The organism is Candidatus Bathyarchaeia archaeon (genome assembly GCA_035283685.1).
In the GTDB taxonomy this organism is placed as follows: domain Archaea; phylum Thermoproteota; class Bathyarchaeia; order Bathyarchaeales; family Bathyarchaeaceae; genus DATETJ01.
Genome location: DATETJ010000010.1, coordinates 97,137 through 123,587, shown reverse-complemented (window position 1 = coordinate 123,587; position 26,451 = coordinate 97,137). Strand labels below are relative to the sequence as shown.

Genomic DNA, 26,451 nt, shown 5'->3' with positions numbered 1-26,451 from the left:
GTATTTATCATCGATTTTTTTGGGGAAAATGACGGCGTCTTTGTTGCGTACGCCTCTGAACGGCAGCAGTCGTTCGTTCCATCTCCACTGTTTGCTCAGGAAATCATCGACTGAGATCGACGTTAGGGAGATTTGGTAGAGTTGTTCGTGGTCAATTTCGGTTAGAGCTGTGTATGCCATTATTATTCGGTTGTCGAAGAGAGTTAGTCGCGGGTCCTCGCATCCACAGTCTTCAGCTTTGCTGTTGGGTTCAAAAATGGGGATTGGTGAACGCTCGTCGATTACGTATCCGTCGGACGAGGCGGCGTATCCGATGCGGGATATGCCGTCGTTTCCTATCGCCCGGTACAGTATGTGGACTTGTTTGCCCACTCTGACGGCGGCAGCGTTGAATACTCTTCTGGATTCCCACGGGTTTGATACTATCGGCCGAAGGATTGGATTGTCTTGGAACCGTCTCATTCTTTCTGTGTCCTAGCCCTATTTTGTTGCGGTGAGTCCATAGAGTTCATCGATGAGTCTTCTGACAGAGAACATGCCCACAATTTTTCCTTCGCCGTCTACTACTGGAACGTGTCGGATTCCATGTGAGATTATGAGGCGTCTTGCTTCTTCCAGAGAAGCCTCTTTTACGATCGTGGCGACATTTTTCGTCATCACTTGTTCGATGGGGGTGTCCAGTGAGACGTCGCTAGCTATCATTCTTATGGCATCTCGCTCGGTGAAGATTCCTATGCATTTTTCCTTGTCGTCCGTGATGACGATTGAGCCTATGTGTCTTTCCCACAGTGTTCGGACGGCTTCTTTGGCTGTGATATTGGTCTTCGCTGTTACCACGTCTTCGATCATTACGTGCTTTACCATCAGCAAATTTGTTTTGCCTCTGTGCCTAGCTCTGGTTTCCTTGATTAATAAGGCAAACTGTCTGAGGATTCACAAAAATGCTGTCTGGAAGGCTTTTCGCACGAAAAAGGCCGAGAAAGCTAGTATCTGGTGTTTACTGGCTCTATTTGGCGGTCGGTCTGAAGTTCCATGCGGGCGGAAAGGTAGCTAACAGTGGCTTCTGCTCCCTCGTTGAGGTTGAGTCCTTTCTCAGTTATTCCGTCGTGGCAGCCGCCTGTTGTGAAATTATAGACGAAGGCGTTTTGGGTGTTCTGTCCTAAGAACCAGTTGAAGATTGTTCGTGCTGCTTTCTTGTAGTGGCGGTTGCCTGTTGCCCGGTAGGCCGATAATGCTGCTTCCGTCATTGAGGCTGCTTCCACGGATTGCTGATCGTACGTTGACCGTGATTCTCCTTTTTTGTACCAGCCTTTGTTGCCTATGGGCACGAATTTGTCGTTTAGTATTTGAACTTCGAGTAGGAATTTCAGGGACTCCTCCGCGACTCGAACATATCTGGTTTGTTTTGTTTCTTGGTAGGCTTCGAAGAGAGCTTGTGGAAGTCTGCCGTTGACGTAGGTGAGGTAGGGTTCAAACCAGCGCCAGTCGATGGAGCGCGTGTTTTTGTAGTATTCGAGCAGTTTGTCTGATAGTGTCTTTATGTTCTGGGTTAGGTTTTGGTCTCGTGTGAAGGCCTTGTGGTAATTACTTAGGCCAAGTATTGCGAAGGCTTTCGCTCTGGGGGATTTAAAGAAGCATGCCCACCGAAAGGCTTTGTCGAAGATTTCTTTTGCCAGAAGCTTCCTCTCGGCTGATAGCTTGCTGTTTATTACGTATCCGCAGGCCCACAGGGTGCGACCTGCACAGTCTTCGGACCCTTCGTCGTCAATGAAGTTTCGATCATAGCTTAGGAAGTTATGCATTTTGCCGTCTGCTCTCTGCATGTGCAAAAGGAAACTTAGGTATGTGTCTATCAACCTGTCCGATTGGGAGTTTTCTTTGATTTTGCTGTGCTTGGTGATGGCTATGAGAGCTCGGGCGTTGTCGTCGGTTGTGTATCCTTCTAGCCGATTTGGTGTTCCGAATTTAGAATGTTGAAAAACGCCAGTGTCATCTGTGATTGCTTTAAGGAAGTTTAGTTTGATGGGTGGGAGATTCACGTGAGCGTTCCTCTTAAGCGTGTATCGCTTGTTTGAGTATGTCTGTGTATTTTTGGGCGACCTTTGGCCATGTAAAGCTTCGACTGTACCTGTAAGCTTTTTTCTCTATGTCTCTTCTCAGTTTGTCGTTTTCTAGAAGTTTCTTCACTCCATCGGCGATTGAGTCTGGGTTTTTGAACTCGCAGAACATGCCTCGTCCGTGAGACAGCACCTCTTTAGCGTGGAGGTAGGGAGTTGATACTACTACTCTGCCGGCTCCTAAAGCGTAGACTAAGGTGCCGCTGCTGATTTGGTCTGAGCCTATGTAGGGTGTGATGCAGATATCTGTGGCGTGGAGGTACCTTATTAGTTCCCTTTTTGTTAGGAAGCGGTTGTGAAATCTTACGTGGTTCTTTAATCCCAGTTGGTCGACTAGTCTGATGAGGTTCATGCGGTAGTTTTCGCCTTCGATTTTTCTTACTTCGGGGTGTGTTTCGCCGATTATAAGGTAGAGTATGTTTGGGTGCTTTTCAACTAGAGGTGGGAGTGCTTGGATGGCGTACTCGATGCCTTTGCCTCTGTTTATTAGGCCGAAGGTGGACAAGATGGTTCTTCCTTTCAAACCCAGCGAGGGCTTCACGTTGTCACTGTTTAGGAAGGGCATGTCTGGGCAGCCGTGTTGGACGACGTTGATTCTCTTGCTTGGGACGTTGTATTCCTTGAGAATGTTCTTGGCGGTTCTTGCCATGACCACGATTGCTTTGCTGTGAGAGAGGGTTTCTTTCAGCACGTTTCGTGCTGTCGATTCGAAGTCTGGTTGGACTGTGTGGAGTGTGGTTATGACTGGTTTGTGTACGTTTTGGAGGAAGGAGAGGATGTACTTTCCCCATTCTCCTCCGTATATTCCGAATTCGTGTTGTACGTTTACTACGTTGATTTTGGATGAGTTGATATACTTGGCGGCTTGAATGTAATCCTCTTCGAAATCCTGCCTTATCTGTTGTTTGACTCGGCTGTCGTAGTCGTAGATTGTCTCTATTTCGTTTACGCTTATGAGTCGGGCTGGGGCGAATTCACCGAGGAGGTCTATGGAGTCGACTAGGTCTTTCGTGAAGGTGGCTATTCCGCATTCTCTGGGAGTGTACGTGCCCAGAAAGGCAATGTATTCTTCGTTCGATTCTGGAACTCGAGGCTTTGTGGACAATTCTGACATTACCTTGCCTGAATTTTTCGCTTCAAGAATGTAGTGAATTTTGGCTTGAAAACGCCTTTGTAGATTAATACGCGTTTCGCCGTTAAAGAAATTTGCCTCTTGTTGATGTTGTTTTCTGAGGTGAGAAGTAGCGCGCGCTCTTGATATCAAGTGCTCCCCTACAAACACATTTTCAGAATGCCCTCACTTTGGCTCCTTGTTGTAGCTTAGTCCTACTGTTACGCCTGTGACTACGCCGAACCATATGATTAGCGCGCGCTTGAAGTGGACTGGGGGGGATTTGAACCCCCGACCTCCTGAGTGCAAGTCAGGCGTTCATACCAAACTGAACTACCAGCCCTCATATTTGGAATAGCAGAGTCTAAATTTAGGGTTTTGTTTACCTGATCTGTCGTGTTTTCTTTCTGAGGCAAAAAATAAATGAAAACTAGAAATTAAGGTGCATTCTTAACGATTGACATCATTAGAATAACATTTCTGCATTTGGAATGCGTGTTCTTCTCGAGGTCACAGAGGTTTTCTGTTGAGTCCTTTTATTTTGTCGAAATGTTCATCGGTTGAGACCAACGCTTCTGTTTTGTTGAAGATTGCAGAGGCTGCATGGATAGAATCTCTTGGGTCAAGACTGTGTTTTTTGATAAGGCCCAACGCAAACGACAGTAAATCTTCGGTCACTGAAATTAGTTTTACGTTTGGGAAATTCAAGAAGGCTTCACCTGCTATTATAGCGTCTTGCTGCGTTCGATACTTCTTCACAACCCAAACAATTTCATCAAAAGTAAGCGCCGACGAACACGCTTGCTTTTTTCCTTGCTGTACCTGCATGAGAAGGTTTCTCGCTCGGTTGCCGATTTCCTCTGTGTTTAAGGTGGCGTACAAGAAGACATTAGAGTCGAGGTAGAGCACTTACATGTTCCTCGAGCTCAGTTCTTCTTCGTAGGCATGTGCGCTGATTCTCTTAACGGAGGAGCCTTTTTTAGCGATTTCTTCGAAGGCGCCTACCGCATCAAACACGAGTTTCTCTAAGACCAGTTTTTCTCCTTCCAGCTTGAAAACAACCCTCGAACCTGGATGTATTTTAAGCGTCTTCCTGACTGCCCGTGGAATAACTACTTGACCTTTAGGACCGACTTTCATTTCTTCTTCTAACATAATTCCTACCCAAAGTTATACAAACGTAAGACCTGTATTTATACATTTTTCAATGAACGGCAACTGAGAAAGTGCACAGTGGGATTTGAACCCCTGATCTCCTGAGTGCAAGTCAGGCGTTCATACCAAACTGAACTACCAGCCCTCGAAGGAGCATCCTACAATTTCAGCCTATTTGGCAGTTGTCCTCTATTTGGATTTTTCCTCGACCCTCTCCCTCTCCTTCCACACCATTTCACGTCAGCATAGATGATGCGCACCACAAGCAACATCGAATCGCACCACAAACCATGTTGAAACGCACCACAAAACACCAGCCAACAGAGCCAGAAACAACATACAGAACCATGGACAGAACGCCAAAAACACGCTGAAAACTACAACTTTCAACGCAAAAAATTTTTCTGCGCTCATACTAACCCTCGTCCACGCTCATAACTGCGAAAAACAGAAAAGCCAAATCAACCTAAACCCTCTTCTCCGAGGAACACAAACCATGCCAACATACATTCTACTCTCTACACTCACCGATGAAGGAAGAAGAACAGTAAAAGAACGCCCAGAAAGAATACAAGAAGTCAACAAAGAAATCGAAGCCCTAGGCGCCAAAGTCCTCTCACAATACGTAGTACTCGGACCCTACGACTTCGTCAACGTAGTTGAAGCGCCAGACAACAAGACAATCGCCAAAGTCTCGATGGAACTAGGCTCAAGAGGCACAGTTCAAATAATGAGCATGGCAGCGATACCCATCAACGAGTTCATAGCCAGCATGAAGAAAACCGCAGCCAAGAAAAAATAACCGTTAGCGGCTGCGAACTCTCCATTTTTCTCTTTTGCCTTGCCGGCGGTTCTAGCACACGTAGTAGTTCATGACTTTCTTCATACGTTGCGGCGCAGACACGTGATCTGACAGCTTTTTCAATATCTTTATCATCTGAGGCTGAAATCGGGCAACATCTGTAAGGGTAATCAAACCCCTTAGTCGACCGTGATCAACCACCGGCAGTTTCTTGATCTTCTTTTCAAACATCAATCGCGTGGCATCTTCCAAATCCATGTCAGAATAGCCAGCGATAAGCGGCTTCGTCATAATATCCTGCACCTTGGTCCTAGTTGGGTTCTTAGATTTACCTATGACCCGCTTAAGCAAATCGCGTTCAGTAATTATGCCCACGGCTCTTCCTTTTTTTGTCACCACAAGGCACCCGATTTCATTCTCGTTCATGAGTTTAACAGCTTTCATAACTGTTGCAGTGGCTTCGACTGTGATTACGGTTTCAACCATGATGTCCTCAATTTTCAGCATCATCACTTACTGCACCCTAAACTATCTTGTGCCCCCCCGAGTCTATAAGCTCACAGAACACAAAATCAAGATTCGCAGTAAGCTCACTTTGCTCTTCCTCGTCCAACCTCGAAAGAAAAAGCTTTTCAGTCAACAAATCCCAGACAGCATTCAGAGGCTGAAACCTCGTGAAAATCGGCATCCTAGTTGGCGGCGGAGACGCACCCGGCCTGAACGCGGCAATCAAAGCAGCGGTGACCAAAGCAAACGCGTTAGGCTTTGAAACCATAGGCATCAAAAACGGGTGGGCAGGTCTCCTAAATCTGGACACCCAATCGTTAACTCCGGATAACGTGGAAGAAATCCACTCACGAGGAGGCGTAATTCTCTACACGTCAAGAACAAATCCGTTCAAAATCGAAAACGGACCTAAAAAGGTCATTAACAACATCAAGAAACTGAGACTGCACGCGTTACTGGTCATGGGCGGCGAAGACACCTTAAGCGTAGCCCAAAAGCTCTACGAAATGCGCACGCCAATTGTGGCCATCCCTAAGACAATCGACAACGACCTTTCAGGAACAGACTACAGCATAGGCTTCGACACAGCAGTCGCTATAGCCACGGATGCAATTGACAGATTACGCACGACGGCAGAAGCGCATCACAGAATAGTAATCGTCGAAGTTATGGGCAGAAACACAGGCTGGATAGCACTTTACGCTGGGCTGGCAGGTGGCGCAAACTTAACCTTAATTCCCGAGTTCCCGTTGGGGCTAAGTCAAATTTACGATGTGTTGAAAAAACGCGAAAAAAATGGAAAAGCCTACAGTATCATCGTTGTGGCTGAGGGCGCCAAAGTCTTCAAAGAAAAAGAACAAATCGTCATGGCAAGTGAAGATAAAGATGAGTTTGGACATCCGCGGTTGGGCGGGATCAGCCGCGTTCTCGAGGGTCTTATACAAGAAAACACTGGGCTGGAGGCAAGGTCAGTTATTCTGGGCCACCTGCAACGTGGCGGTCCACCGACTGCTTTCGACAGGATATTGGCAATGAGGTTGGGAACAAAGGCAATGGAGTTGGTTCTAGACAGAAGGTGGGGAGAAATGGCTAGTTTCCAGGCTTGCGACGTGGTCTCCGCACCGTTGAAAGACGCTTTGAAGGAACGAAAATGCGTGCCTCAAGAACTCTACGAAGTGGCTAAAACATTCTTCAGATGAGACTACTCTTCCTTCGCTTTTGCCTTCAAAGGCATGAAAGTAGCCTTCACTTCTTGTATCCCTCTCACACCACGAATCCTGCCAATCAGTTCCAGTACTCGCTGATAGTGGCCTTCAGCTATGAAAACTTCCAAGCAGTATTGCTGGTTTATGTGTCTGTGAAAGTTCTCAACCACTATGTCGTCGAATTCATGCCTGACCTCGCTCATACGCAGGTCCACGTCTCTTCTCGCGTATTCGCAGGTGATCATCATAGTCGCTGCCACTGTTCCTGTTTCAAGCTTGGCAAGTTCTGCTTCGGCTATTAGGCTTCTGACGGCGTCGCGGAAAGCCTCAGACCGGCTGTAGTAGCCTCGCGATTTGATAAACTGGTTAAACTTGTTCAGAAGATCGCTGGGCAAGGTTATGCTTATAACGGTCATCACATACCACCGTATTAACTTAACCCTATAATTGTAGTAATGCACTAATATTCGTTGCGTTATTTCAAGCATTAGATTAATATCTATTCCGAAACAACGTCTTGTATGTCGTTGAAGCCGATGAGGAGCACAAACACTGGCGCCGAAGTAGGCGAATTTGAAGAAGAAGAGCACAGGCCTTGGCTTTATCTAGCCGCTACCTTAGGAGTAACGATAATCCTTTCAACTTTTCTCGAGTGGTTTGCCGCCGGACTTCCTCTCTTGTATAGCCTGCCTTTAACGAATGAGCAGGTAACTGTCTCAAAGCTCCTCTATCAAGCAGTTGTTACTGCAATAGCTGTTTACGTCGGCTTTGTCGGCTTAAGAGAGCTGTTAATTGAACGCCGCTTTTCAGTTGAGTTCTTAATGTCTGTGGCGGCTTTGGGCGCCACTTATCTAGGCTTCCTTTTCGAAGCCGCCACTGTGCTACTGCTCTACTCTCTCGCCGAGCACTTTGAACACTTCATCGAAGACCGAGCCCGACAAACGGTGGAGAAACTCTCAACCTACATGCCTGAGAACGCACACGTAGTGGAAAATGGCTCAGAGAAAACAGTCAATGTGAAACAGGTGAAAACCGGCGACCTTATCGTAGTCAGAGCTGGCGAAAGAATCCCATTAGACGGCATAATCCAAAACGGAATGTCCTCAGTTGATCAGTCTTTGGTGACAGGCGAGTCAGCACTTATCTGCAAAAGAGAAGGAGACGCGGTTTTCGCAGGCACGCTTAACGCAGACGGAGTGCTCAACATTCAAGTGGCAAAAGAATCGGATGAAACCTTGGTCTCCAGAATTGCCAAGTTGGTGATAGAGTCAAGGAAGAGAAAAGCGTCTATGGAGAGGCTGGTCGATCGCTTTGCTCGCTTCTACGTTCCAATAGTAGTTGCAATGGCAGTTTTCGTGGCTTTCGGCATGCCATACGTCGCAGGAGAGGCATCTCAACCATGGATGTACCGCTCACTAATACTGCTTGTTGTCTCCTGTCCCAGCGCATTTGTGCTGTCTGTTCCAGCAACCTTCTTTACAGCGATAACAACGGCTGCTCGAAAAGGCATTATTATCAAAGGTGGCGTCTACGTGGAAAAAATGGACAAAGTCAAAACGGTCGTGTTCGACAAGACTGGAACGCTTACGCTGGGTCAACCTGCCCTTCGCGAAGTCAACTGTCTGAACCAGACAAACGATCAAAAAGCTCTCATGTATGCGGCTGCGCTAGAGCAGTATTCCAATCACCCTCTCGCCAAAGGATTTGTAAAGAGAGCAACTGAAAACGGCTGCCAGTACCATGGACTTGAAGTCAAAAACGTGAAGGAACTTCCCGGAAAAGGGATCGTGGGCTATGTTGGAGGTTGTCGCGTCTCCGTGGGCAACGCTGAATTCATGAGGCAAGAAGGAGTAGAAATAGCTTCAACTGGTTCGAAAGAAAATGAGAAGCACACTCGAGTTTACGTTTCAATCAATCAGTGTGCGCCACCATCCTTTTGTTTAGTCGACCAAGTAAGGAATGACGCTGCTGAAGCTGTGAAAGCGTTGAACGAAGCGAGCGTTCGTACCGTGATGCTTACAGGCGATAAGGCAGAGTTGGCTGAGGAAGTTTCAAGACGCCTAGGCGTAGACGAAACTCATGCCAATCTCTTTCCAGAGGACAAGCTGAAAATCGTTGATCAGCTCAAGGCTCAGAAAGGATTAGTTGCAATGGTTGGAGACGGCATAAACGACGCTCCAGCGCTGGCGGCGTCAGATGTGGGCATTGCCATGGGCAGCGGCGGAGTCGACGTAGCGCTTGAATCGGCGGACATAGTGCTAGTTAAGAACGAGTTAAGCAAGATCCCCTACTTGCAACGAATCAGCAAGCTGTCTGTCAAAATCGCTAAACAGAACATTGCTGTTTCATTGGGCGTCAAAATGCTATTAGGCGCGTTGGGTTTTCTGGGTCTAGTTCCGTTGTGGTTTGCTGTCGCCACTGGAGATGATGGCGTAACCATGCTGCTATTGCTCAACACTTTGCGCATACCCAGACTCAAGGCCTAAATTTTTAGGAACAATTTATTTTTGACCAGTGTCTATCGTATAGCCCATGCCAATCAAATATCATGAAGCTCCAGACGTCAAGGACCTAGTGGAACGCATAGCAACTCAGCTTCATTTTCATCATATCAACCTGAACGGAATCTACTGCTACAGAAGCATGAATTCAAAGTCCAGGCGTACAGTCGCGCGCATTCACAACTTAAGCAAGTTGTGGCAAAGAGCCTTGAACAGATCGGCCAGCTATTTGATAGAAGTAATTTCTGAACGCTACGACTGCCTAAGCCAAGAAGAGAAAGAGAAAGTCATAATTCACGAGCTTCTGCACATCCCACAAGGCTTCGCTGGAGGATTCAGACCGCACAAAGGCAACATAACTAGGAAGAAAATTGAAACACTTCACGAGCGATTTGCATCTGGCAAAAAGTGAGCTTCAACATCCTTATTCAGAGTTCATAATCCTCATAGCCTTATCCTGCGCAGGGAATTCTTGAAGGATACATCTTGCCAAGGTCAGCTTGTGCCCTCGTGTTCATCTTTCTCAGCGCTTACGCCTTTTTTGGCATGATTGCACCTGTTTTGGGAGACAATGCGAACTTCACAGTTCAACCTCTCAAGGAACACACAATAACGCTGAGTCTGCGTGAAACCGACAGCGTATCAGGCAGCTTCTCAGCGGTGAGCAATGATGAAACTGGGGTCAACTTCTACGTCACTGATCCATTCAACAACACGATTATGCACCACGACGATGTTATGCAGAGAAGTTTTTCATTCACGGCAAATGCCAATGGAGATTACCAACTGCATTTCGACAATTCGCTATCCAGTGCTCACCGCAAGACGGTTTCATTGAACTACACGGTCACAAGTTACATCATGGGTATGCCGCAGGAGCAATTCCTCTTTCTGTTTATCGCAGCCGTTGCATTGATCGGAATAGTACTTTACGTCGCGCTAATGCCGAAATAAGGGCTGAATACTCATTTCGGGACGTAAAGCTCAGGGTCAGCCTCTCGCACTACTGCCTCATCCACGTCGATAATGTAGACGACGTGTATTCGAGCGTCCTTAATCTCGTTCAATGTCACAGGCGGATTTTGATAGTATGTATCGCACAGAGTTTTTATCGCTTTCAAATCGTCTGTCTTTCTCATCCGTGGTGTTTGAGTGAAAGCTGCTGGGAATTGCAGCAGGTAATGAGGCGGCATACCCAAGGCGAATTTGCCTGCCCTATAACTGTATCGAATGATTTTGCTGGCTATTCTTGCGGAAATGTAGGCTTCTGGATCGAGAGCGTGGTCAGGCGGAACAAAACCTGTCTCTATCTCTACAATCAAGCTGCCGTAACCTTTGGTCGCATACAAGTCGCATGTTAAGCCGCCGTCCAATGGGTATTCAACCTTCACTTGATAGCCTTTCTCGATTAGATGCTTGGCGCACACCAACTCCATTACAGAATGATTTATCTTGACTATGTTTTCTCTGTGAAGCTGCACCAGATGCTCCTCAAGTTCAGTGAGCGGCTTCACAGTGTCCAGAGACATGCCTTGAGCAAGTCTAGATAGCAGAAAGCTAAGGTCGTCGTCGAACGCGTCAGTCTTCGTCATAATTACTTTCCTTGCCCACTTGCTAGGCATGTTCTCGCAACTGACTTCTAAAAGTAACGGCTTAAACTTTTAGGCTCTAATACAGGCGCAACGGGTGAAAAACGCCTAGAATCTCCAACTCGAAACCTGCTAGAAGTTAAATACCTTCCATGGAAATCCAGCTATCGCCTAAGGTATGGAGCCAAATGTCATCTCTCCTGTCAAAAAGATTTTCCATGATCAACGAATGTTGACGAAAGCTGTACAAACTCCTTAAATATCATTCTCACCTCTAACATCTTTGCCCAAGTTGAGAAGCACGCTTGGACGACCAACCCGAGCGGTTGATCCGTATCGATTGTTTGAGTCGCACCTCACGCGATGACATCAAATGAGAGCGACGCCGACGACATGTCACGGGTGACCGAACGAGCTGGAACCGTCTGGGCTTAGACTCAGCTTGGGCATTTTCATTTTTGGAGCCTTCTTCCAAGAAAGAGAGAAAGGAGACCGCGCCGAGTTCCCCGTTTTGCTAATGGTTGATTTTAAATGTTGATTCTGAATTCATAACCGCTAATACCCTTTTTCCACGAAGCCTAGACGCAGTCAGGAGCTTCGACAAAGTTGGGCAAAGACAACCGACGGGAAACATGGCTAAAAGAAATCAACAATGCAATAGTATTTGAACAGGCTTATGTTCGTGTTAAAGTCAAGGACAAAGAATTCGATTAGGAATTCACGCCTCAAAGCCTAGATTTTCTTTACAGTTTGTGGATGAATGAATTTGCGGCAGAATGGGCATTCAGCCCAGCCCATGGCTCGCCTAGCCTTCCATTGATTTCTGCAGTACGGGCACTGGATTAAAGTGGATTCGCCCGAAACGTAGAAAATCTGACGACTCAAAGCCAACACCGCTATTCCCAAAATTAAGAGAGCAGATCCCCCTATCATCAAGTAGACCAGTTTCAAGACTAGAAGCGACCCAAGATTTATCTGCCCGTTGAGAACTTGAGACCAAAGCGCTGAAAATACATCGGCGGAACCCGAAGCACTGGGCCAAGCTTTCCAGAAAACCAGCAGCAACGCTACAAAGCCGAGGAGGCAAAGAATGCTGCCTAGAATTTGACCAGATTGCTTGGTTCGGATAATCTGACGCATCTAACATCCAAAAAAGATTCGGAAACGCAAGCTATGTATTTTATGAACGCAGAGTCAACATTAAGCCTTAACGAAAACCAGCACATAATGATAAGGCAAATCCTTGGTTTTTGACAGCCTGAAACCTCTTTTCTCAAAAACTCTGACAGCCCTTTCCTTACTAACTCTTATACTGACTGGTGGACCGAAACCCGTGTCCTCTTTTTTGAAGTCAACAACAAGCAGCTTTCCGCCTTTCTTAAGGACCCGTCTCATTTCTTCGGTCATCTTGTCTCTGGCATCAAACTCGTGAAGCGCGTTAACTGACATTAAGAAATCAACGCTGTTGTCCCCAACAGGGATTTCATTGGGTTGAGAAAGCAGTAGTTTTATGTTCTTGATCTTGAGCTGTCTTATCTTGTTCTTAAGGAAGTCCAGCATTTCTTTCTGAACATCAATTGCTAGAACTCTCTTGACCTTATTGGAAAGCGGCACGGTGAAATACCCACTGCCGCAACCCAAATCCACAGCAACCCAATTCGGTCGAAGCTCGACGCCAGCTAGTATCTCGTCCGGGTTCTGCCACATCTTACGGTCTTCTGATTCTAACACAGCAATATGTGCTGGGTCAAAAATGCGAGATGGCTTCATTTTGATTTCAGCCACGCCTGAAGTTTGGGTTTTTCTTAACTCGGCATCTATCATTTTCGTGAGCATAGTTTTTGAAATGAGCACGCAGGGAACATGTCGCAAGCTGGCTAAATCAGCGTGTTTTTCATCCTGTGTCACGAGCAGCAGTCCGTTCCTTTCAGCATACTCAACAATCTTTCTGTCGCTGGCTCCAGCCAAGTTGGCATCGTGAACCGTTACCACATCCCAACCTAGAGCCTGCAGATATTCCTTTAATCCAGTGTACATTTCATCTAGGAGTAGCTTCACGCGCAATTCGCTCCTTTCAGGATGCAATGGCATTTGAACAAGGCGGCTATTAAGAGCATTTCACGACCTGTTAACAATGGCAACCATACGTGATAGGAGACCTTATTGCCTACAGCATTCTTACAGATGCTTTTGATGCTGACGGAGGCCAAATCGAAACGAAAGTTAAGACGATCAAACAGACCGTAGTTGTCTCAGCTTCACCTGAAGAGGTTTATGAAGCTTTCATGAATGCTGGAAAACATAGCGCCTTCACCGGCAGCAAGGCCACCTGCAACCCGGAAGTAGGCGGCAAGTTCACAGCGTGGGACGGTTACATTTTTGGAAAGAATTTGGAGTTGGATAAAGGAAAGAGAATAGTTCAAGAATGGAAGACAACGGAATGGCCGCGAGGCTATGCCTCTTCGAGATTAGAGTTGACTTTCAGGAAAGCTGAAGGCGGCACTCAAATAGTTATGGCACACTCTGATGTGCCAGCGAGTCAGGCGAAAGACGTAGAGCAAGGATGGATCGACTTCTACTGGACCCCTCTCAAAGAATACTTTGCGAGGTAGCCCGTTTTACGCCTAGTCTCGTAGTGGCTCAAAAGCGTTATTAACTTAGTCTCATAACTCGCTAAGCCAAAGATTGGAGCAAAGGAGAAAACTGAAGTTGGCTGTCAACTTAGATTGGCTCGCAATTCACATCGTCGTAAACATCTTAATACTCTCGCCGGTTCTCTGGCTCTCAGGAAGAGCAATTGTCGGCAAGGAGAAAGCTAAGCTTACAGATGCAATCTGGATAGTTGTTGTTGGCATAGTGGTTGGAACTCTTTTTGGCGCCTTCTTCACCGGTTTCATTGCTTCAATCATCCAGTTGATTCTGTGGCTGGTGATTGTGAAATACTTTTTCGACTGCGGATGGCTGAAGGCTCTTGCCATCTCACTGCTAGCGGTCATCATATTCGCAGCCATCGCAATAATACTTGGACTAATCGGCTTCGCCCTGTTCAAATTCAGCCTGACATTCTAGCCATCGACAAGGTGGACAAAATGCCAACGAAAAAAAGCTGGGCTGAAAAACTGCATGACAGCAAGGACCTGCCAAAAGTGGAAAAGATCACTGACAAAATGAGCAAACGCTGGGGCGCAGGCACGGTGGTCATTCCAGCGCCCATCGAAGTCGACAAACTCATGAGACAAGTGCCCAAGGGCAAAATCACCACCATCAACGAGATTCGCGTAGCTCTAGCGAAGAAGCACAAGGCTTCGATCGGCTGCCCGATTACTACGGGTATTTTCGCTTGGGTTGCAGCCAACGCGGCGGAAGAGCAGAAGCAGAAGGGCGAGAAGAGTGTATTGCCCTACTGGCGCACTTTGAGGGCTGGCGGAGTCATCAACGAAAAGTACCCGGGTGGAGCTTTAGCGCAAAGGAAGCTTCTTGAGAGCGAAGGCCACAAGGTCATTCAAAAGGGCAAACAGTTCATTGTAGCTGACTACGAGAGATCATTGGCAACGTTTTGATGCTTCGAGGCGTTTTCCCACCGTTCTTCTCGTTCTTTATGCAACGCTCAAATACTGGTCTGCATGACTGATTTCTTTTGAGGCCTCTAAATGCAGCGGGATGACATTTTGTTCGGTGTTCATGTTGCTCCCGAAGGTCGTAATTTTCATGAACTAAAGAGTTTGTGTTTGGGAGTTGAGAAGCTCGGTTTTGACTTGTTTACGGTGTCAGATCATTTCATGAATATGGCGAATCCTGACGGTTCCGAAAGGCATCCGCTGGAATGTTGGTCCACGCTTGCTGGCTTAGCTGCTGTCACGAGCAAGATCAGATTGGGTCCCCTTGTTTCATGTTATTATTATCGACAGCCTACCGTGCTCGCAAAGATGGCTACAACCATTGACATAATATCGAGCGGGCGCTTGATCTTCGGCATCGGCGCAGGATGGCACGAAAAGGAATTCAACGGCTACTTCGGACGATTTCCACCAGTTAAAGAACGCATGAAAGGCCTTGAGGAAACTATCCAAATATGCAAAAGCATGTTTACACGTGAGCGCACAAGCTTCAGTGGCAAGTTGTACCACGTTGACAACGTGTTGAACGCGCCACTTCCTATACAGAGACCTCCACCGATAATGGTTGGAGGCGGAGGCGAGACTAGGACACTCAAGATCGCTGCCAAATACGCTGACATAAGCCATTTCGCCTTCAACCCGTCGGAGGAAGTCCTAGACCAGAAGTTGGCTGCACTGAAAAAACACTGCACAACCGTCCAAAGGGAATTCAACGAGATAAAGAAGGCGATAGGCGTAACTCCCATTGTGGGGTTGACAGAAGAGGAGATCGAATCGAAGATACAGCAGCGTGCCCAGCGTCTAGGCATGGCCATTGATGAATACCGGAAAAGGATCGGATCGGCGGGAGGCACTCCTGAACAGTGGGTTGAGAAAATGCAGAGATACGTTGCGAAGGGTGTGAGCCTCTTTACAATGGGTTTTCTCAATCTTGAAGAAGCTAAGCTGTTTTCCGACAATGTTTTGCCACAATTAAGGTAGCGGTGTGAAAGCGGAATAACGCTGCTGAATTGGCGAAAAAACGAAGTGTGGTTACGAAAGCGTCGTCAGTGTTCCTACATAGGTATAGATTTTTGACACATTCATGGCTTTCAACAGCCAAGCTAGGCCGCTGCCTAAAAAGCGTTTGACCGATAACGGTCAAAGAGGAAGTGCGTGCACAGTTTATTAAGACCTCGAGAGAGTAACTGCAGATACTTTGGAGGGTCCAGTCTTGACTGAGGAAGAGATGGTTTGGGATCTTTCCCAACTTGTCGAGAACGCTGATCCCGCCCTTGTTCAAGGGGAATTGCGGCTCATGGTTGAAGAAGCAGAGAAGATTAGAGACATGTTTCATGGCAAAATTGAGAACCTTGATGCAAATGGTTTGCTGCAATTTCTCGAGTTGAGAGACGCGTACACGCTGAAGTTTGACGGAGTCAGATTGTACTGTTTTCTGAAGTATTCTGCCGATTCCACTGATAAGGTGGCTAAACAGCTTAATGATGCAGTGCGGGCTGCAATGACGAAAGTTGGCCAAGCGTTAGCTTTTGTACTCATCGAGTTGGGACGACTACTTGTCAAGAGTCCCTCTCTGGTCTCAGATTCAGCTTTGGCTGAGTACAAGCATTTTCTCGAGAAGATTCTGCGAAGAACGCCTTATATGCTCTCCGAGACGGAGGAACGCTTGACAATAATCAAAGACAAGAATGGAATTAGCTCGTGGCAAAAGCTGCAAAGCGACTGGCTCTCCACCCGAACGTTCAGTTTTGAGGTTGGGGGCACAGCTAGGATTCTTCCTTACGGTGAAATAATTGGTTTTTATCAGAATCCAGACCGCGATTTGAGGAAGCGGGCTTACCAAACCGTGCACCAGAACCTTGGGAAGGATGACATTGTTTGGGCAAGTGCCATCCGCGCTGTTTGCGAAGACCACTTGCAGATGTGCAGGTTGCGGAAGTATCCATCTCCAATGACTCAGAGCTTCATCTCCAACGATGTGGATCAGGAGACTATTGATTGTCTCCTAGCCACAGTCAAGAAGAACGTTGGTCTGCACCAAAAGTATCTTACACTCAAGGCTAAGCTCATGGGCTTGGACAAACTGGCCAATTACGATTTGACTGCCCCTTTGCCCAACGCTTCCAAAACGACATACGTCTGGAGTCAAGCTCGAAGGGAAGTTGCAGATGCCTACCATGGATTCGACTCTGAAGTGGGCAATTGGGTTGACGAAATGTTTGAACGAAGGCACATAGATGGCAAGGTGCGTAAAGGCAAAGCCTCTGGAGCCTTCTGCGCTTCTTGGTTGGCTGAAAAAAGCGCCTATGTCCTGCAGAGCTTCAACGGCAATATGGGAGACGTCTTTACACAAGCGCATGAGCTGGGGCACGCGGTTCACGCTTATCTTGGAGCTAGAGCGCAGAAGCCAGCCAACTTTGAAACCGGCAGCTGCCTAGCCGAAACTGGAAGCGTGTTCGGTGAACTGCTGTTGACTGAACGATTGCTTCATAAAGCTGAGACGAAAACGGAGAAGCAGGCCATACTCGCTAATGTATTGGACAGGTTCTTCGTTGTAACCTTTCAGGTTTCGGCGCGTGCATTCTTTGAACAGAGTCTGTACGACGCGTTAAGTCGAGGTCAAGCCTTTGATGGAGATTCAATTGCCAGCTTGTGGGTTGCAGCGCGCGATTCGCTCTATAGCGGTTCAGTTGACTGGCTGGATGAGATGAAGTGGGCTTGGGTTGTGTCGCCGCATTATTTCAGGGCTAACTATCGTTTCTACAATTATCCGTACGTGTATGCCCAACTTTTCGTCTATGCGTTGTATCAGCTGTACAAGGAGCAGGCAGAGAGCTTTGTCCCTAAGTTAAAACGACTTTTAGCCGCGCGAGGAAGCAAGTCCCCACGTGAACTCGCAGCTGAATTGGGCTTTGACATCACTCAGGAAGAGTTCTGGCAGAAAGGCATGAAACAAGCTGAACAATTCGTCAACATGCTTGAAGCAACATTAACTGAGTAAGCTTCCGACTTTGAGGGCCGGGACCGGGATTTGAACCCGGGCGCTAGGCTCCACAGGCCTATAGGCTACCAGGCTACCTCACCCCGGCCACTTCTTATGGAGTCTTGCTTAACTCCGTATCACATCAACTCATGTTGACGCTTATTTGCGTTTGCCGTAAGGCGAACTCTGTCCATAGCCTCAAAAGGGTTGTTTTGGAGGTGCAAAGTGTCTTTCGGAGAAATCTTGCTCCAATCGCTACTTTTCGCCCAGAAGCTATACCACGCAAAACAAGCCGTCACGGACATGTGCATTCATAAACATCTTAATATGTGACCAAGTACACTACATAGCAGGTAGAATTCTCGTAAAGAAGAATATTGACAAAAAGGGCTTTCAGCGGTTTTTTGTCATCTTTCCCGACCGTTCTACTGAAAAACATAAGAGGTGAAAACCATGGAATTAACCGATAAACATGCAAACACGTCAACTCAGTCGTGGATCAACAGAGCGCAGAGAAATCATCCGAATAAAGTAGATTACTCCTCTGAACTAGAAAGTTGGCTGCAATCTGCCATGTTGGAAGCAGAAGAGAAGAAAGACTTCAACAAGAAAGGAAAACTCTTGAGCCTTCTAAAAGATCTCTAGAATTGTCCAAAAATGGTTTCAACAGGAGATGACACGGAGAAGAGAGTAGAAAAACCGTGAGAAGCAAGCATCAACCGGCGTATACCTCGTTTCTCCTTCAACAGAATACAGCATGAGAAGAGCAAGAACCCAAATATAGAACCGCGCTGAAGTTGTTGCACATTTTCCCAAAATCAAAGAGCACACGCATCTTAAAAGAGAAACAGAGTCAGTGACAGAAATGAAGCGGAAACAAAGCTACAGACGCGGGTATCCAGTCGCACTTCTTGTGGGTTTTGAGAATGACCGAGCGGTTCTATGGCAAGTGTTTAGCCATGTCGTAAAATTGTACCTTACGTTGAAGCTTGGGGGAAAGAGGACAGGTGAAGGAGTTCTGTATAATTTTCACGAATCTGTAGTTGACGCGTTGAGACCAGCGCTTAGCGAAGGGATAAGAAGCATCGTGGTCACAGCTCCGATGAAAACAACTTATGCTACAGACTTTCTAGACCATGTGCGACGGCATCACGCATATCTGATTCAATCGAAGAGGGCGAATAGAGCAGCTTTTGCCGAACTAGTCGGCTCTGCTGACCAGCCGTACAAAGTGGCTGAACTCGTGAAAACCGAAGAATTCCACAAACTAATCGCAGAGACCACCTCAGAAGAAGTTGATCTTATCGTCGACGCGTTGGAGAAACGTCTCTACAGCATAAACAGCGACACAGCTGTCCTGTTTTCGCTCAAAGAAATCGAAGACATGGTCTACAACCGAAAGAGTGACGATGACTTGGGAACGAAACACCTGATCCTCACAGACAAGTATCTTGCCGAGAGCGAAGACAAGAACAGAATCAACAGGCTATTGCAGATTTCAAAGAACAAAAAAGTGAAAACAAGAATAATCAACGCGGAAACTCCCGCAGGCAAGCGAATCAGCCAACTCGGAGGCGCAGTTTTCTTTACCCTGCCAGACGAATAGACGCACGGGAAAAAGGAGAGCTGCACGGGAAACACTGTAGCGCAAGCCAACTTCACTGCGCGCACAGCCAATGAAGCCTCAACCAACATAGAAGTAGTTGTTGTAGCAAGGCACTACGGCTGGTCAAGAACGACTTCTCGATACGCCCCGCACACAAACACTCAGAAAGTCAGTGTTATTACTGTTTCTAAGCCGAAGTTAATAACATCTGAAACAGAAACTAGCTCCGCAAATGCCATCGGTGACGAAGCCATGCCTAAACTTGACGCAGGACAGCGCGCAACAGAACCCAACGCGTCATACAAGAATTCAAACAGACCCCAAAACACAATGCTCAAACTCGTTGATGTCACCGGGAGCAGTCTGACGACGATGTCCACACAGCCTCTGCCACACCAAGGACAGAAGAAGGTATAAGGGGCATAGCGCCTTCTTCTTTTGAAATTTCTTTTCCCGCAGAGCGCCAACATCCAAGCTCATAATAGCGCCGAGCGAGATCATTGACAAATCTTTTATTCAAACCACAACACACCACAACATGAGGCGTGAATATGGGCAGTCGCGGAAGTTTGTGGCTTGGCGCTTTCATGGGTTCCTCATAATCGCCATCCTCGGATTCATCCTACCAATAATTGGACACCTCATCGGCGGACTCATTGCAGGGCTAATAGCTAGAGGCGGCGCAGGAAGAGGCGCATTAGCGGGCTTTCTCGCAGGAATCTTCGGCGGCATAATCCTCACAATAGCAGCCGTGCTGTTCAGCGGCGCCATTGGCGGACTAATCGGAGGACCATTCGGACTATTCCTAGGTGGCTTGATTGGGTTATTCATAGGATTGGTGGCGCTTATCCTCAGCGTCCTCGGCGCGATAGTGTCAGCCATAGGCGGATTAATCGGCGGAGCAATCGCCAGATAAACCAACGCGCACAGGGGCTTCGAAACCAGTAAAAGCCTTTTAACATATTCCCCGATATCAACCCGATGAACCGTCATGTCGGCATCCGCACCATCCACAGACTTGGCACAAATTGAATCCGAGCTAAAGGGCAAAACCCTTCAAATCTACTGGTACATGCTAAGATCTCCCGGGTCCCACGTGGGCGTGCGCGAAATTCAGCGAGCACTTCGCCTATCCAGCCCCAGCGTCGCCGCCCACCACCTTGAAAAACTGGTTTCACTGGGCTTAGTTGACAAGACGCGCACGGGCGAATACTACATCACACAGGAAGTCAAAGTTGGCTTACTCCGGTTCTTCACCCGATTAGGACGCTTTCTAGTTCCCCGCTACCTATTCTATTCAGTCTGGTTCTCCACCATGCTGACTATATACCTCATATTCTACCGACACGACGGCAGCATCCACAACATAGTTGCAGTAATCTTCGGAGCCTTGGCCACCCTAATACTATGGCTAGAAACCGCCCGACTATGGAGACAAAAACCGTTCTAACCTGAGAACACACGTGTTCTAAAACATGGCTTTAAAAGAACCCAAACCTCAATATTCACCTAACAAGGCAGACGACAAAAAATGAGAAAAAAATTCGTTGCTTACGGCGCTGCTGCCTTGCTGATAGGCTTCACAGTCATGATGCTTCCCTTAGCTCTAGAAACTGGACCCCCAACATTCGAACCCAAACTGAAACCCAACTTCCTCACAAACGTCCTTAAGGACGACGAGAGCGCAGGCGAGCAACGAGGCTCAACGCTCGATACCTATGGACTCGCTTCACAACCATCCAACCTGCTGCCATCCAGCCTCATCTTGCTAGCAGGATTAATCGTTGCCTTCAGCACCTACATAGTTTTCAAAAGCCAGTTGAGACACGAATAGGCATTTTCCGTTCTACTTCTCGTACACACCGTTCGCAAGCCTAGCATTAAACACCTCTGTCAAAGCAGCAATAATACTGGGTGTCTAGGTTGAAAAAACCCAGCAAAAAAGAGCTACTCATAGCGCTTATCTTCTGCGTCATCCTCTTCAGCGCCACCATCCACGCCAACCAACCTAAGCCACGCCAATATCTGAGCCCAAACCTAACCGGAGCCTCAACCCAGACTCAAGAGCAGAAACGGACGCTAACAGAGCAATTCGGACTTTCAGGCGGACAGAGTCAGCCAGCGGTTTATGATGAACGAATCCGAGACATCAGACAATGGATCAAAGGCGACCTAAAAAAGGGCACTTTCGAGGATGTTGTCATGGGCATAGAGGATGAAACCGAAAACCTCAACGGCTACATAGAGTCCGAGGACGTAACCTTCACAGATGACGCATGGAACGGCGAAATCGTCTCAAAAATCCCCCAGAACAAATCACTACAATACGTCTTCAAAGTTAGAAACCTCATATCCGAAAACGGCAAAGTTGTCTCAATAAACACCAACATCAAAGACATCACGCCAACGAGCGGCGCAGCAACACTGAAACCACTCGCGCAAATCAGAGTCACATTAAGAGAATTGTCGGATAAGCCATGGCAACTCCAATGGCCAACGATTGACCTTCCCCTCTTCAACGCGATTGCTCCATTCCTGAGCTACTTCTTCATGTGGATAGTCACAGGCATAATCATAGGACTGCCAGCCTACTTCACAATCCTAGGACTAGTGCTATTCATAGACAGAGCATTGAAACCCATGGCAACCAAACTCTTCAAAAAAACTTGAAAACCCGTCACCCATCCTCCCTCTTTTTCAACAAAAACGGCAAAACACCACAACAAACCAAAGCTCTAAGCCAGAATTTTGAAGGTAAGAATCTTGGAGAAGCATCTAAAGTATTAAATAGAATCTATGCTAAACTCATGGTTTCGAAAAGGGATAAGGAAATGAAAAGAACACTACCTATAGCGGTTTTTGTCCTAGTCTTGGGATTGACTTCCGCCTTGATCGTGAGACCGGCAAGCGCAGACATCGAATCTGCCAGCTGGCTTGGCAGCTTCTTCAGCTGGGGAACAGACCCATACTACGGAAAAAGCGTCTACGGCTATGAGGAAAACTCCACAGCTACCCTACTAGTGGAAGTTGAAAACCACCTCTCCCAACAAATGAATGTCTCAGCAGTCATAGCTAGCCTCGATTGGAAAACAAACTACACCACAACGTACCTCAGCCCAGAAGCATTGAAGTCTGGAGAAACGCGCTTCTTCACAGTTGCATTCCAAGTGCCATTAACCACTACTGCCTCGAATCTGTACCTGCACGGATACACCGTGTACGTGAAATATGTGAACTCCACTGGGGGACTCATCGGCACTATGACAAGAGCATACACCAGCAGCGCTCAGAGACTGTTCGCAGTTTACTCAAAGGACCAGGTTGCAGCTCGAAAACTAAGCCAGGTAATATCTGGAATCACTTCTCCCATAGGAGGATTCAACAGCACAAATGCTCTCTTGGCGTGGGCAAAAGCCAGCAATGAAACTGACATCGCAGATACAATGTACAAGCAGGGAGATTTTGCAGGAGCCAAAACACATTACACCACAGCTTTGAACTATTTGAACCAAGCGTTCAGCGTCGAAGAGACCACCACTGGCGGAGTCCAAGACGCGCATCTCGAGCTACTTAAAGCTCAAGCTGAGAGTTTCAGGGCTCAGGCAGCCTATTTCAACGGTTTATCGAACATGTGGGTCCTGATAGGCGTTGCCGCCGTTCTATTCGCCATTGGCTACATAATTAGAGGACTAGGTTCTCTGCGAAAACCTGCGGTTGCATCCGCATAAACCCCTTTTTTTATTTTTGTCAAGAGTTGCGTCAAGTTCAGCCTAGAGCCTTTCGTGCGAATGTTATGTAGCCAGTGTGTCCTGTCATCAGCGTTTCAGGACGGGTTTTGCCTCTCTCGGTTTGCATCCCACGCATTATGCACTCAACAGTCTGAACGTCTAGGAAGCTATTTTGTCCAAGCGCTTCAACCGTTTTCACAACTTGATCTATCGTCGGGCTGAATGAAACGAGCGTGCCGCTACCTTTGAGCGCTGAAAAAGCGTGTGGCACCACCAGCCATGGCGTTGCAAGATCAAGTACGACCGCGTCCAAATCCTTTTCATCTATACCTTGAGTGACATCTTTGGACTTCAATTCCACGTACTCCAGCAATCTAGCCCGAACCAGGTTCTTTCTCGCTACCTCTATGAATTCGGGTCGAATTTCGTAGCTGTACACATGACCGTCTGGTTTAACGTAGTGTGCCAGCGCAGTTGTCAAAGCACCGGCACCTGTTCCTGCCTCCGCCACTTTGCTGCCAGGTCCAATGCCGCTGAACATAACTATCAAGGCAACATCCTTGGGATAGTTTATCTGCGTCCTGCGCTGAGCTTTGAAAATAAAGTCCGCCAGCAATGGCTTCAAAGCCGCGAATTCCATGCCTAAACTGCTGGCAATGCGTGTTCCGTATTCTTTGCCGATTAGGGCGTCGAATTCAATGTAGCCCTTGTGCGTGTGAAAAGTCTTCCCTTTCTCAACTGCAACTAGATAGGTTCGTCTTTGATCAAAATAGAGCAGAATTAAACTGCCTTCGCCAATGGTAACAGTCATGCCAGTCAGCTGGTCCTTTTTTCACGGCGAGTACTTGAACGGATGTTTGGCTCGTTCCTTGTTCTCAAGAATTTCCTGCATCGTTGGTCTGTTTTCAATGGCTTTTCGAACGGCGTGACGCATAGCCTTGTAGTTGTTAATATAGACGCGTTGACGATCAACTGCGGTTGGGTGCACGAACACGCCTGCAATTATCACGAGGTCATCTGCTGCAGCTTTGGGGAGAGTTCCGTCGGCGACGCTGTCAGCCACCGCCTTAGCTATGGCCGTCTGCGCTGGACCATAAACCATACTCGCTTGCCTCATACTCCTAATCGTGACTGTAGGTATGATAACTGTTATCGGCTTGACTGCCAAATTGGGCTCAAGTATGGCTAAGAGAGGTTCATGCCCAGCTGAAGGAGCGGCTTTTGCCCTAGCGTAAGCTTCTCCCACAGGTCCGTTTTTCTCGCCGATGATGAGGTCGATGTGGGCTACTTCAGCGTCTTTTCCAGCCAACGCTTCGCCTATACGAAGCTTGAAGTCTCGGATGACCTTGGGTGTGAGGTTAATTGCCATGAATCGCTCTTCCAGTTTCTTTTCAGCAATTTCAAACTTAACAGGCTTAGGTGTGATCTTGCCGATTTTTTCCAAGTCTAACCTGAGTTCTTCCCTCTCTTCGTAGGTGAGTTCTCCGCCAACGCTCAGCGGCAGCCTTACTGGACCTACTTTCATGCTCATTAGGTTGAGGGCTTCCTTGCTGCCAACGGCGCCGCTCTTGGCAATGATTCTTGCTATCTTCTGCACCTTGTACTGCAGTTCTCGAGCGGTTTTCAGGTCGCCCTTTTTGATGGCGTTTAGAACTTGCACCCATATGTCGGGGATGATGTTGGCGCTGGCTAGTATTGCACCAGAGCAACCTGCTGCTAGGGCGCCGACTACTATTTCGTCGTGTCCGCACATCACATTGATTTTGTCCCGCACTTTTTCCAGCACAGCGAGGATAAACGCGAGTTGTCCGCTGCTGTCTTTGACGCCGACGATGTTTGGAATTTGAGCCAAATCCTCAACCATTTGCCAAGGGAGGGGTACGCCAGTCGCTTGTGGAATGTTGTAGAGAATGATAGGCATGTCCACTTGACTCGCGATTGTGTCGTAGTGCTCGTAGATGCCTCGATCAGCTGGCTTCAAGTAGAACGGTGTGACGATGAGTGCGGCGTCGGCGCCAGCATCTTTGGCGTATCTTGTCATCTCCAAGGCTTGTCCGGTTCCTGATGCGCCTGTTCCAGCGACCACCTTGGCCTTCCCATTTGCTTCATCAATAACTGTGTCAATTACTTTCCTTTTTTCCTCAGTTGTCAGGTTGACGAATTCGCCTGTCGTACCGCAGGGAACGAGGCCGCTGGCACCCAGTTCGATGCAGCGTCTAACCAGACTACGCAAGGCCTCCTCATTCACTTGCTTTCCATCGTCCGTGAACGGTGTGACCAACGCGGGCATTATACCCTCAGGCTTGTACAAGTAAGTCACCGCTTGGTTAGATGAGTTTTGAGAAAGTGTGTTACCTGCCCCTACCATAAAACTCTTTAGCACTGCATTGCCACGGTGGTTAAGCCTGGGGCAGCTTGGGAAAAACGCTGTAAAAGAAGGAGGAGATGACCACTTAGGGCCTTCTTCTTTTGACTATCAGGAGTAAGAACGCCACCTTTGCTTGGTGATTGGTAGACGCTTTGCAGATAGAGGAAAGACATTTACGGTTTTGGTATGGCTAGGTCCTTTGCGCCGATCTTTGATGGTTTGGCTTCGGGGTAGTTTTTGTCGACTAGTTGTATAATGGTTTCGGCGTTTTTCACTTTTTCCCGTGCGCTGAAGGCTAGGCTTTCTGGGCTTACCCATGGTTTGTACATGGCGCTTACGCTGGGTCCTGGTTCGATTTTGAAGTAACAGGGAGCTGTTACCCGAGCGATTTCAGGTGTTTCCCACAGTCGGTTGAAGCCGCCGAAGGAGTCGAAGAGGTAGACGTGGACGTCGATGGGTATGTTGACTGCTTTTCGGATGGCTGCCAGCATGGGCAAGGTGACATCAGCCACTGGGTTGAATGTGTTTGCGCCTAATGTCTCCAATACTTTGGCGCCAGCGGGATTGGCGTGTCCTGCAAAGATGGACACTTTGAATACCACGTCCTTTGGTATGTCGCCTGCCTTGCGCATTTGAGCCAACAACCAGAGCAAACCTTCGTCTACTACGAGGAACCCTCTGAATCCGAAGTCTATTGCGCGTCTAATATCAGCTATTACATAGGCTAGGTTGTCGCTTCCTCTGAAACGAATGCCTGACAAGGCGCCTTCGGGTGTTCGAACCTGTCCGCCTAGATCCCATAACGTGCGCGGACCAGGTGTGATGATAATTTCCAATTTGGCGTCATGCGCAAGCTTGGCAAACTGCTCCATCTCTTTGTCGCTCAGCAATGTGGCGCCCATAACGGTTGAGATTAGTCTGTGCACGGGCACTTTGCGCTTCTCCATTTCATCAATAACTGCTTCAAGGGTGGAAGGGCGCTCAATACCTGAGATTTCAATTCGGTAATGGCATTTGTCTGGGAACCTTTTCTCAGAAGTTGGCAGACTATAAAGGTCTCGCCCAGGCACACCGTGTTTTTCCATCATCTTCCTGATCTTTTCTAAGCTCATTGCTTCTCCTCTCCAATGGGAATCCTACAGGTGTGCGATTTTGATTAATA

32 protein-coding genes and 3 tRNA genes are annotated in these 26,451 nt (G+C 47.6%); 18 read left to right on the top strand and 17 right to left on the bottom strand.

Annotated features, from left to right (window positions below):
• The 8 genes from VJ249_10515 to VJ249_10480 all read right to left on the bottom strand — a co-directional run.
• Positions 1-462 (bottom strand): glycosidase (locus VJ249_10515; GenBank protein ID HKZ94991.1); only part of this gene is annotated, 462 nt, incomplete at its 3' end.
• A gap of 18 nt (positions 463-480) precedes the next feature.
• Positions 481-864, bottom strand: a complete 384-nt coding sequence (locus tag VJ249_10510) for a CBS domain-containing protein (GenBank protein ID HKZ94990.1) — start codon at positions 862-864, stop codon at positions 481-483.
• Positions 865-983: 119 nt separating this feature from the next.
• On the bottom strand, positions 984-2,039 hold the full coding sequence (locus VJ249_10505) for a glycosyltransferase (protein HKZ94989.1): 1,056 nt from the start codon (positions 2,037-2,039) through the stop codon (positions 984-986).
• A 13-nt stretch (positions 2,040-2,052) separates the two neighbouring features.
• Positions 2,053-3,222 (bottom strand): glycosyltransferase family 4 protein, encoded by a 1,170-nt coding sequence (locus tag VJ249_10500; GenBank protein HKZ94988.1) that lies wholly within the window; start codon positions 3,220-3,222, stop codon positions 2,053-2,055.
• A gap of 274 nt (positions 3,223-3,496) precedes the next feature.
• Positions 3,497-3,571, bottom strand: a tRNA-Ala gene (locus VJ249_10495).
• Between the two features lie 167 nt (positions 3,572-3,738).
• Positions 3,739-4,137, bottom strand: a complete 399-nt coding sequence (locus VJ249_10490) for a type II toxin-antitoxin system VapC family toxin (protein HKZ94987.1) — start codon at positions 4,135-4,137, stop codon at positions 3,739-3,741.
• Positions 4,138-4,383, bottom strand: coding sequence for an AbrB/MazE/SpoVT family DNA-binding domain-containing protein (locus VJ249_10485; GenBank protein ID HKZ94986.1), 246 nt, complete (start codon positions 4,381-4,383; stop codon positions 4,138-4,140).
• A gap of 72 nt (positions 4,384-4,455) precedes the next feature.
• A tRNA-Ala gene (locus VJ249_10480) sits at positions 4,456-4,522 on the bottom strand.
• Positions 4,523-4,879: 357 nt separating this feature from the next.
• On the opposite strand from VJ249_10480, the gene VJ249_10475 reads away from it, so the two are divergent.
• Positions 4,880-5,185 carry a GYD domain-containing protein gene (locus VJ249_10475; protein ID HKZ94985.1) on the top strand — a complete coding sequence of 102 codons (306 nt, stop codon included), beginning with the start codon at positions 4,880-4,882 and terminating at the stop codon, positions 5,183-5,185.
• Positions 5,186-5,236: 51 nt separating this feature from the next.
• On the opposite strand, the gene VJ249_10470 is transcribed toward VJ249_10475, so the two are convergent.
• A complete protein-coding gene (locus tag VJ249_10470) occupies positions 5,237-5,695 on the bottom strand; it encodes a CBS domain-containing protein (protein HKZ94984.1) in 459 nt (152 codons plus the stop codon).
• Between the two features lie 164 nt (positions 5,696-5,859).
• Between VJ249_10470 and VJ249_10465 the strand changes: the two genes are divergently transcribed.
• Positions 5,860-6,891, top strand: coding sequence for an ATP-dependent 6-phosphofructokinase (locus tag VJ249_10465; protein ID HKZ94983.1), 1,032 nt, complete (start codon positions 5,860-5,862; stop codon positions 6,889-6,891).
• A 2-nt stretch (positions 6,892-6,893) separates the two neighbouring features.
• On the opposite strand, the gene nikR is transcribed toward VJ249_10465, so the two are convergent.
• The gene (gene nikR, locus VJ249_10460) at positions 6,894-7,313 is read right to left on the bottom strand and encodes a nickel-responsive transcriptional regulator NikR (GenBank protein HKZ94982.1); all 420 of its coding nucleotides are present in this window, start codon (positions 7,311-7,313) and stop codon (positions 6,894-6,896) included.
• 105 nt (positions 7,314-7,418) lie between these two features.
• Here nikR and VJ249_10455 point away from each other — a divergent pair, with 105 nt between their 5' ends.
• The 3 genes from VJ249_10455 to VJ249_10445 all read left to right on the top strand — a co-directional run bounded on the left by VJ249_10455 (position 7,419) and on the right by VJ249_10445 (position 10,352).
• Positions 7,419-9,383, top strand: a complete 1,965-nt coding sequence (locus VJ249_10455; GenBank protein HKZ94981.1) for a cation-translocating P-type ATPase — start codon at positions 7,419-7,421, stop codon at positions 9,381-9,383.
• Positions 9,384-9,429: 46 nt separating this feature from the next.
• Positions 9,430-9,810, top strand: a complete 381-nt coding sequence (locus VJ249_10450) for a putative metallopeptidase (protein ID HKZ94980.1) — start codon at positions 9,430-9,432, stop codon at positions 9,808-9,810.
• Positions 9,811-9,884: 74 nt separating this feature from the next.
• Positions 9,885-10,352, top strand: a complete 468-nt coding sequence (locus VJ249_10445; protein ID HKZ94979.1) for an emp24/gp25L/p24 family protein — start codon at positions 9,885-9,887, stop codon at positions 10,350-10,352.
• A gap of 11 nt (positions 10,353-10,363) precedes the next feature.
• Here VJ249_10445 and VJ249_10440 read toward each other — a convergent pair whose 3' ends face one another.
• The 3 genes from VJ249_10440 to VJ249_10430 all read right to left on the bottom strand — a co-directional run bounded on the left by VJ249_10440 (position 10,364) and on the right by VJ249_10430 (position 13,045).
• Positions 10,364-10,990 (bottom strand): hypothetical protein, encoded by a 627-nt coding sequence (locus tag VJ249_10440; protein ID HKZ94978.1) that lies wholly within the window; start codon positions 10,988-10,990, stop codon positions 10,364-10,366.
• Positions 10,991-11,719: 729 nt separating this feature from the next.
• The gene (locus VJ249_10435; protein HKZ94977.1) at positions 11,720-12,127 is read right to left on the bottom strand and encodes a hypothetical protein; all 408 of its coding nucleotides are present in this window, start codon (positions 12,125-12,127) and stop codon (positions 11,720-11,722) included.
• A 60-nt stretch (positions 12,128-12,187) separates the two neighbouring features.
• Complete coding sequence (locus VJ249_10430; GenBank protein HKZ94976.1) at positions 12,188-13,045, bottom strand: DUF5615 family PIN-like protein; 858 nt, start codon at positions 13,043-13,045, stop codon at positions 12,188-12,190.
• 89 nt (positions 13,046-13,134) lie between these two features.
• Between VJ249_10430 and VJ249_10425 the strand changes: the two genes are divergently transcribed.
• The 5 genes from VJ249_10425 to VJ249_10405 all read left to right on the top strand — a co-directional run bounded on the left by VJ249_10425 (position 13,135) and on the right by VJ249_10405 (position 17,605).
• Positions 13,135-13,599 carry an SRPBCC domain-containing protein gene (locus VJ249_10425; protein HKZ94975.1) on the top strand — a complete coding sequence of 155 codons (465 nt, stop codon included), beginning with the start codon at positions 13,135-13,137 and terminating at the stop codon, positions 13,597-13,599.
• A gap of 97 nt (positions 13,600-13,696) precedes the next feature.
• The gene (locus VJ249_10420; protein HKZ94974.1) at positions 13,697-14,056 is read left to right on the top strand and encodes a hypothetical protein; all 360 of its coding nucleotides are present in this window, start codon (positions 13,697-13,699) and stop codon (positions 14,054-14,056) included.
• 20 nt (positions 14,057-14,076) lie between these two features.
• Entirely contained in the window at positions 14,077-14,547 is a 471-nt protein-coding gene (locus VJ249_10415) for a hypothetical protein (protein ID HKZ94973.1), read from the top strand.
• Positions 14,548-14,637: 90 nt separating this feature from the next.
• Positions 14,638-15,585, top strand: coding sequence for a TIGR03560 family F420-dependent LLM class oxidoreductase (locus VJ249_10410; protein ID HKZ94972.1), 948 nt, complete (start codon positions 14,638-14,640; stop codon positions 15,583-15,585).
• A gap of 232 nt (positions 15,586-15,817) precedes the next feature.
• Complete coding sequence (locus tag VJ249_10405) at positions 15,818-17,605, top strand: M3 family oligoendopeptidase (protein HKZ94971.1); 1,788 nt, start codon at positions 15,818-15,820, stop codon at positions 17,603-17,605.
• Positions 17,606-17,620: 15 nt separating this feature from the next.
• Here the strand turns inward: VJ249_10405 and VJ249_10400 are convergent.
• Positions 17,621-17,693 (bottom strand) — tRNA-His (locus tag VJ249_10400).
• A 347-nt stretch (positions 17,694-18,040) separates the two neighbouring features.
• On the opposite strand from VJ249_10400, the gene VJ249_10395 reads away from it, so the two are divergent.
• From VJ249_10395 to VJ249_10360, 8 genes are all read left to right on the top strand, one after another.
• On the top strand, positions 18,041-18,232 hold the full coding sequence (locus tag VJ249_10395; protein ID HKZ94970.1) for a hypothetical protein: 192 nt from the start codon (positions 18,041-18,043) through the stop codon (positions 18,230-18,232).
• A 211-nt stretch (positions 18,233-18,443) separates the two neighbouring features.
• Complete coding sequence (locus tag VJ249_10390; GenBank protein HKZ94969.1) at positions 18,444-19,193, top strand: hypothetical protein; 750 nt, start codon at positions 18,444-18,446, stop codon at positions 19,191-19,193.
• Positions 19,194-19,445: 252 nt separating this feature from the next.
• Entirely contained in the window at positions 19,446-19,610 is a 165-nt protein-coding gene (locus VJ249_10385) for a hypothetical protein (protein HKZ94968.1), read from the top strand.
• 121 nt (positions 19,611-19,731) lie between these two features.
• Positions 19,732-20,109, top strand: a complete 378-nt coding sequence (locus tag VJ249_10380) for a DUF5518 domain-containing protein (GenBank protein ID HKZ94967.1) — start codon at positions 19,732-19,734, stop codon at positions 20,107-20,109.
• A 75-nt stretch (positions 20,110-20,184) separates the two neighbouring features.
• On the top strand, positions 20,185-20,643 hold the full coding sequence (locus VJ249_10375) for a hypothetical protein (GenBank protein HKZ94966.1): 459 nt from the start codon (positions 20,185-20,187) through the stop codon (positions 20,641-20,643).
• An 81-nt stretch (positions 20,644-20,724) separates the two neighbouring features.
• A complete protein-coding gene (locus VJ249_10370; GenBank protein ID HKZ94965.1) occupies positions 20,725-21,027 on the top strand; it encodes a hypothetical protein in 303 nt (100 codons plus the stop codon).
• 89 nt (positions 21,028-21,116) lie between these two features.
• A complete protein-coding gene (locus VJ249_10365; protein HKZ94964.1) occupies positions 21,117-21,863 on the top strand; it encodes a hypothetical protein in 747 nt (248 codons plus the stop codon).
• Between the two features lie 161 nt (positions 21,864-22,024).
• A complete protein-coding gene (locus VJ249_10360) occupies positions 22,025-22,921 on the top strand; it encodes a hypothetical protein (GenBank protein ID HKZ94963.1) in 897 nt (298 codons plus the stop codon).
• 37 nt (positions 22,922-22,958) lie between these two features.
• Here VJ249_10360 and VJ249_10355 read toward each other — a convergent pair whose 3' ends face one another.
• From VJ249_10355 to VJ249_10345, 3 genes are all read right to left on the bottom strand, one after another.
• Positions 22,959-23,732 carry a tRNA (adenine-N1)-methyltransferase gene (locus VJ249_10355; protein ID HKZ94962.1) on the bottom strand — a complete coding sequence of 258 codons (774 nt, stop codon included), beginning with the start codon at positions 23,730-23,732 and terminating at the stop codon, positions 22,959-22,961.
• Positions 23,733-23,753: 21 nt separating this feature from the next.
• Positions 23,754-25,232: a 4-hydroxy-tetrahydrodipicolinate synthase gene (gene dapA, locus VJ249_10350; GenBank protein HKZ94961.1), complete on the bottom strand. Its 1,479-nt coding sequence runs from the start codon at positions 25,230-25,232 to the stop codon at positions 23,754-23,756.
• Positions 25,233-25,462: 230 nt separating this feature from the next.
• Positions 25,463-26,401, bottom strand: coding sequence for a hypothetical protein (locus tag VJ249_10345; GenBank protein HKZ94960.1), 939 nt, complete (start codon positions 26,399-26,401; stop codon positions 25,463-25,465).
• Positions 26,402-26,451 lie beyond the last annotated feature (50 nt).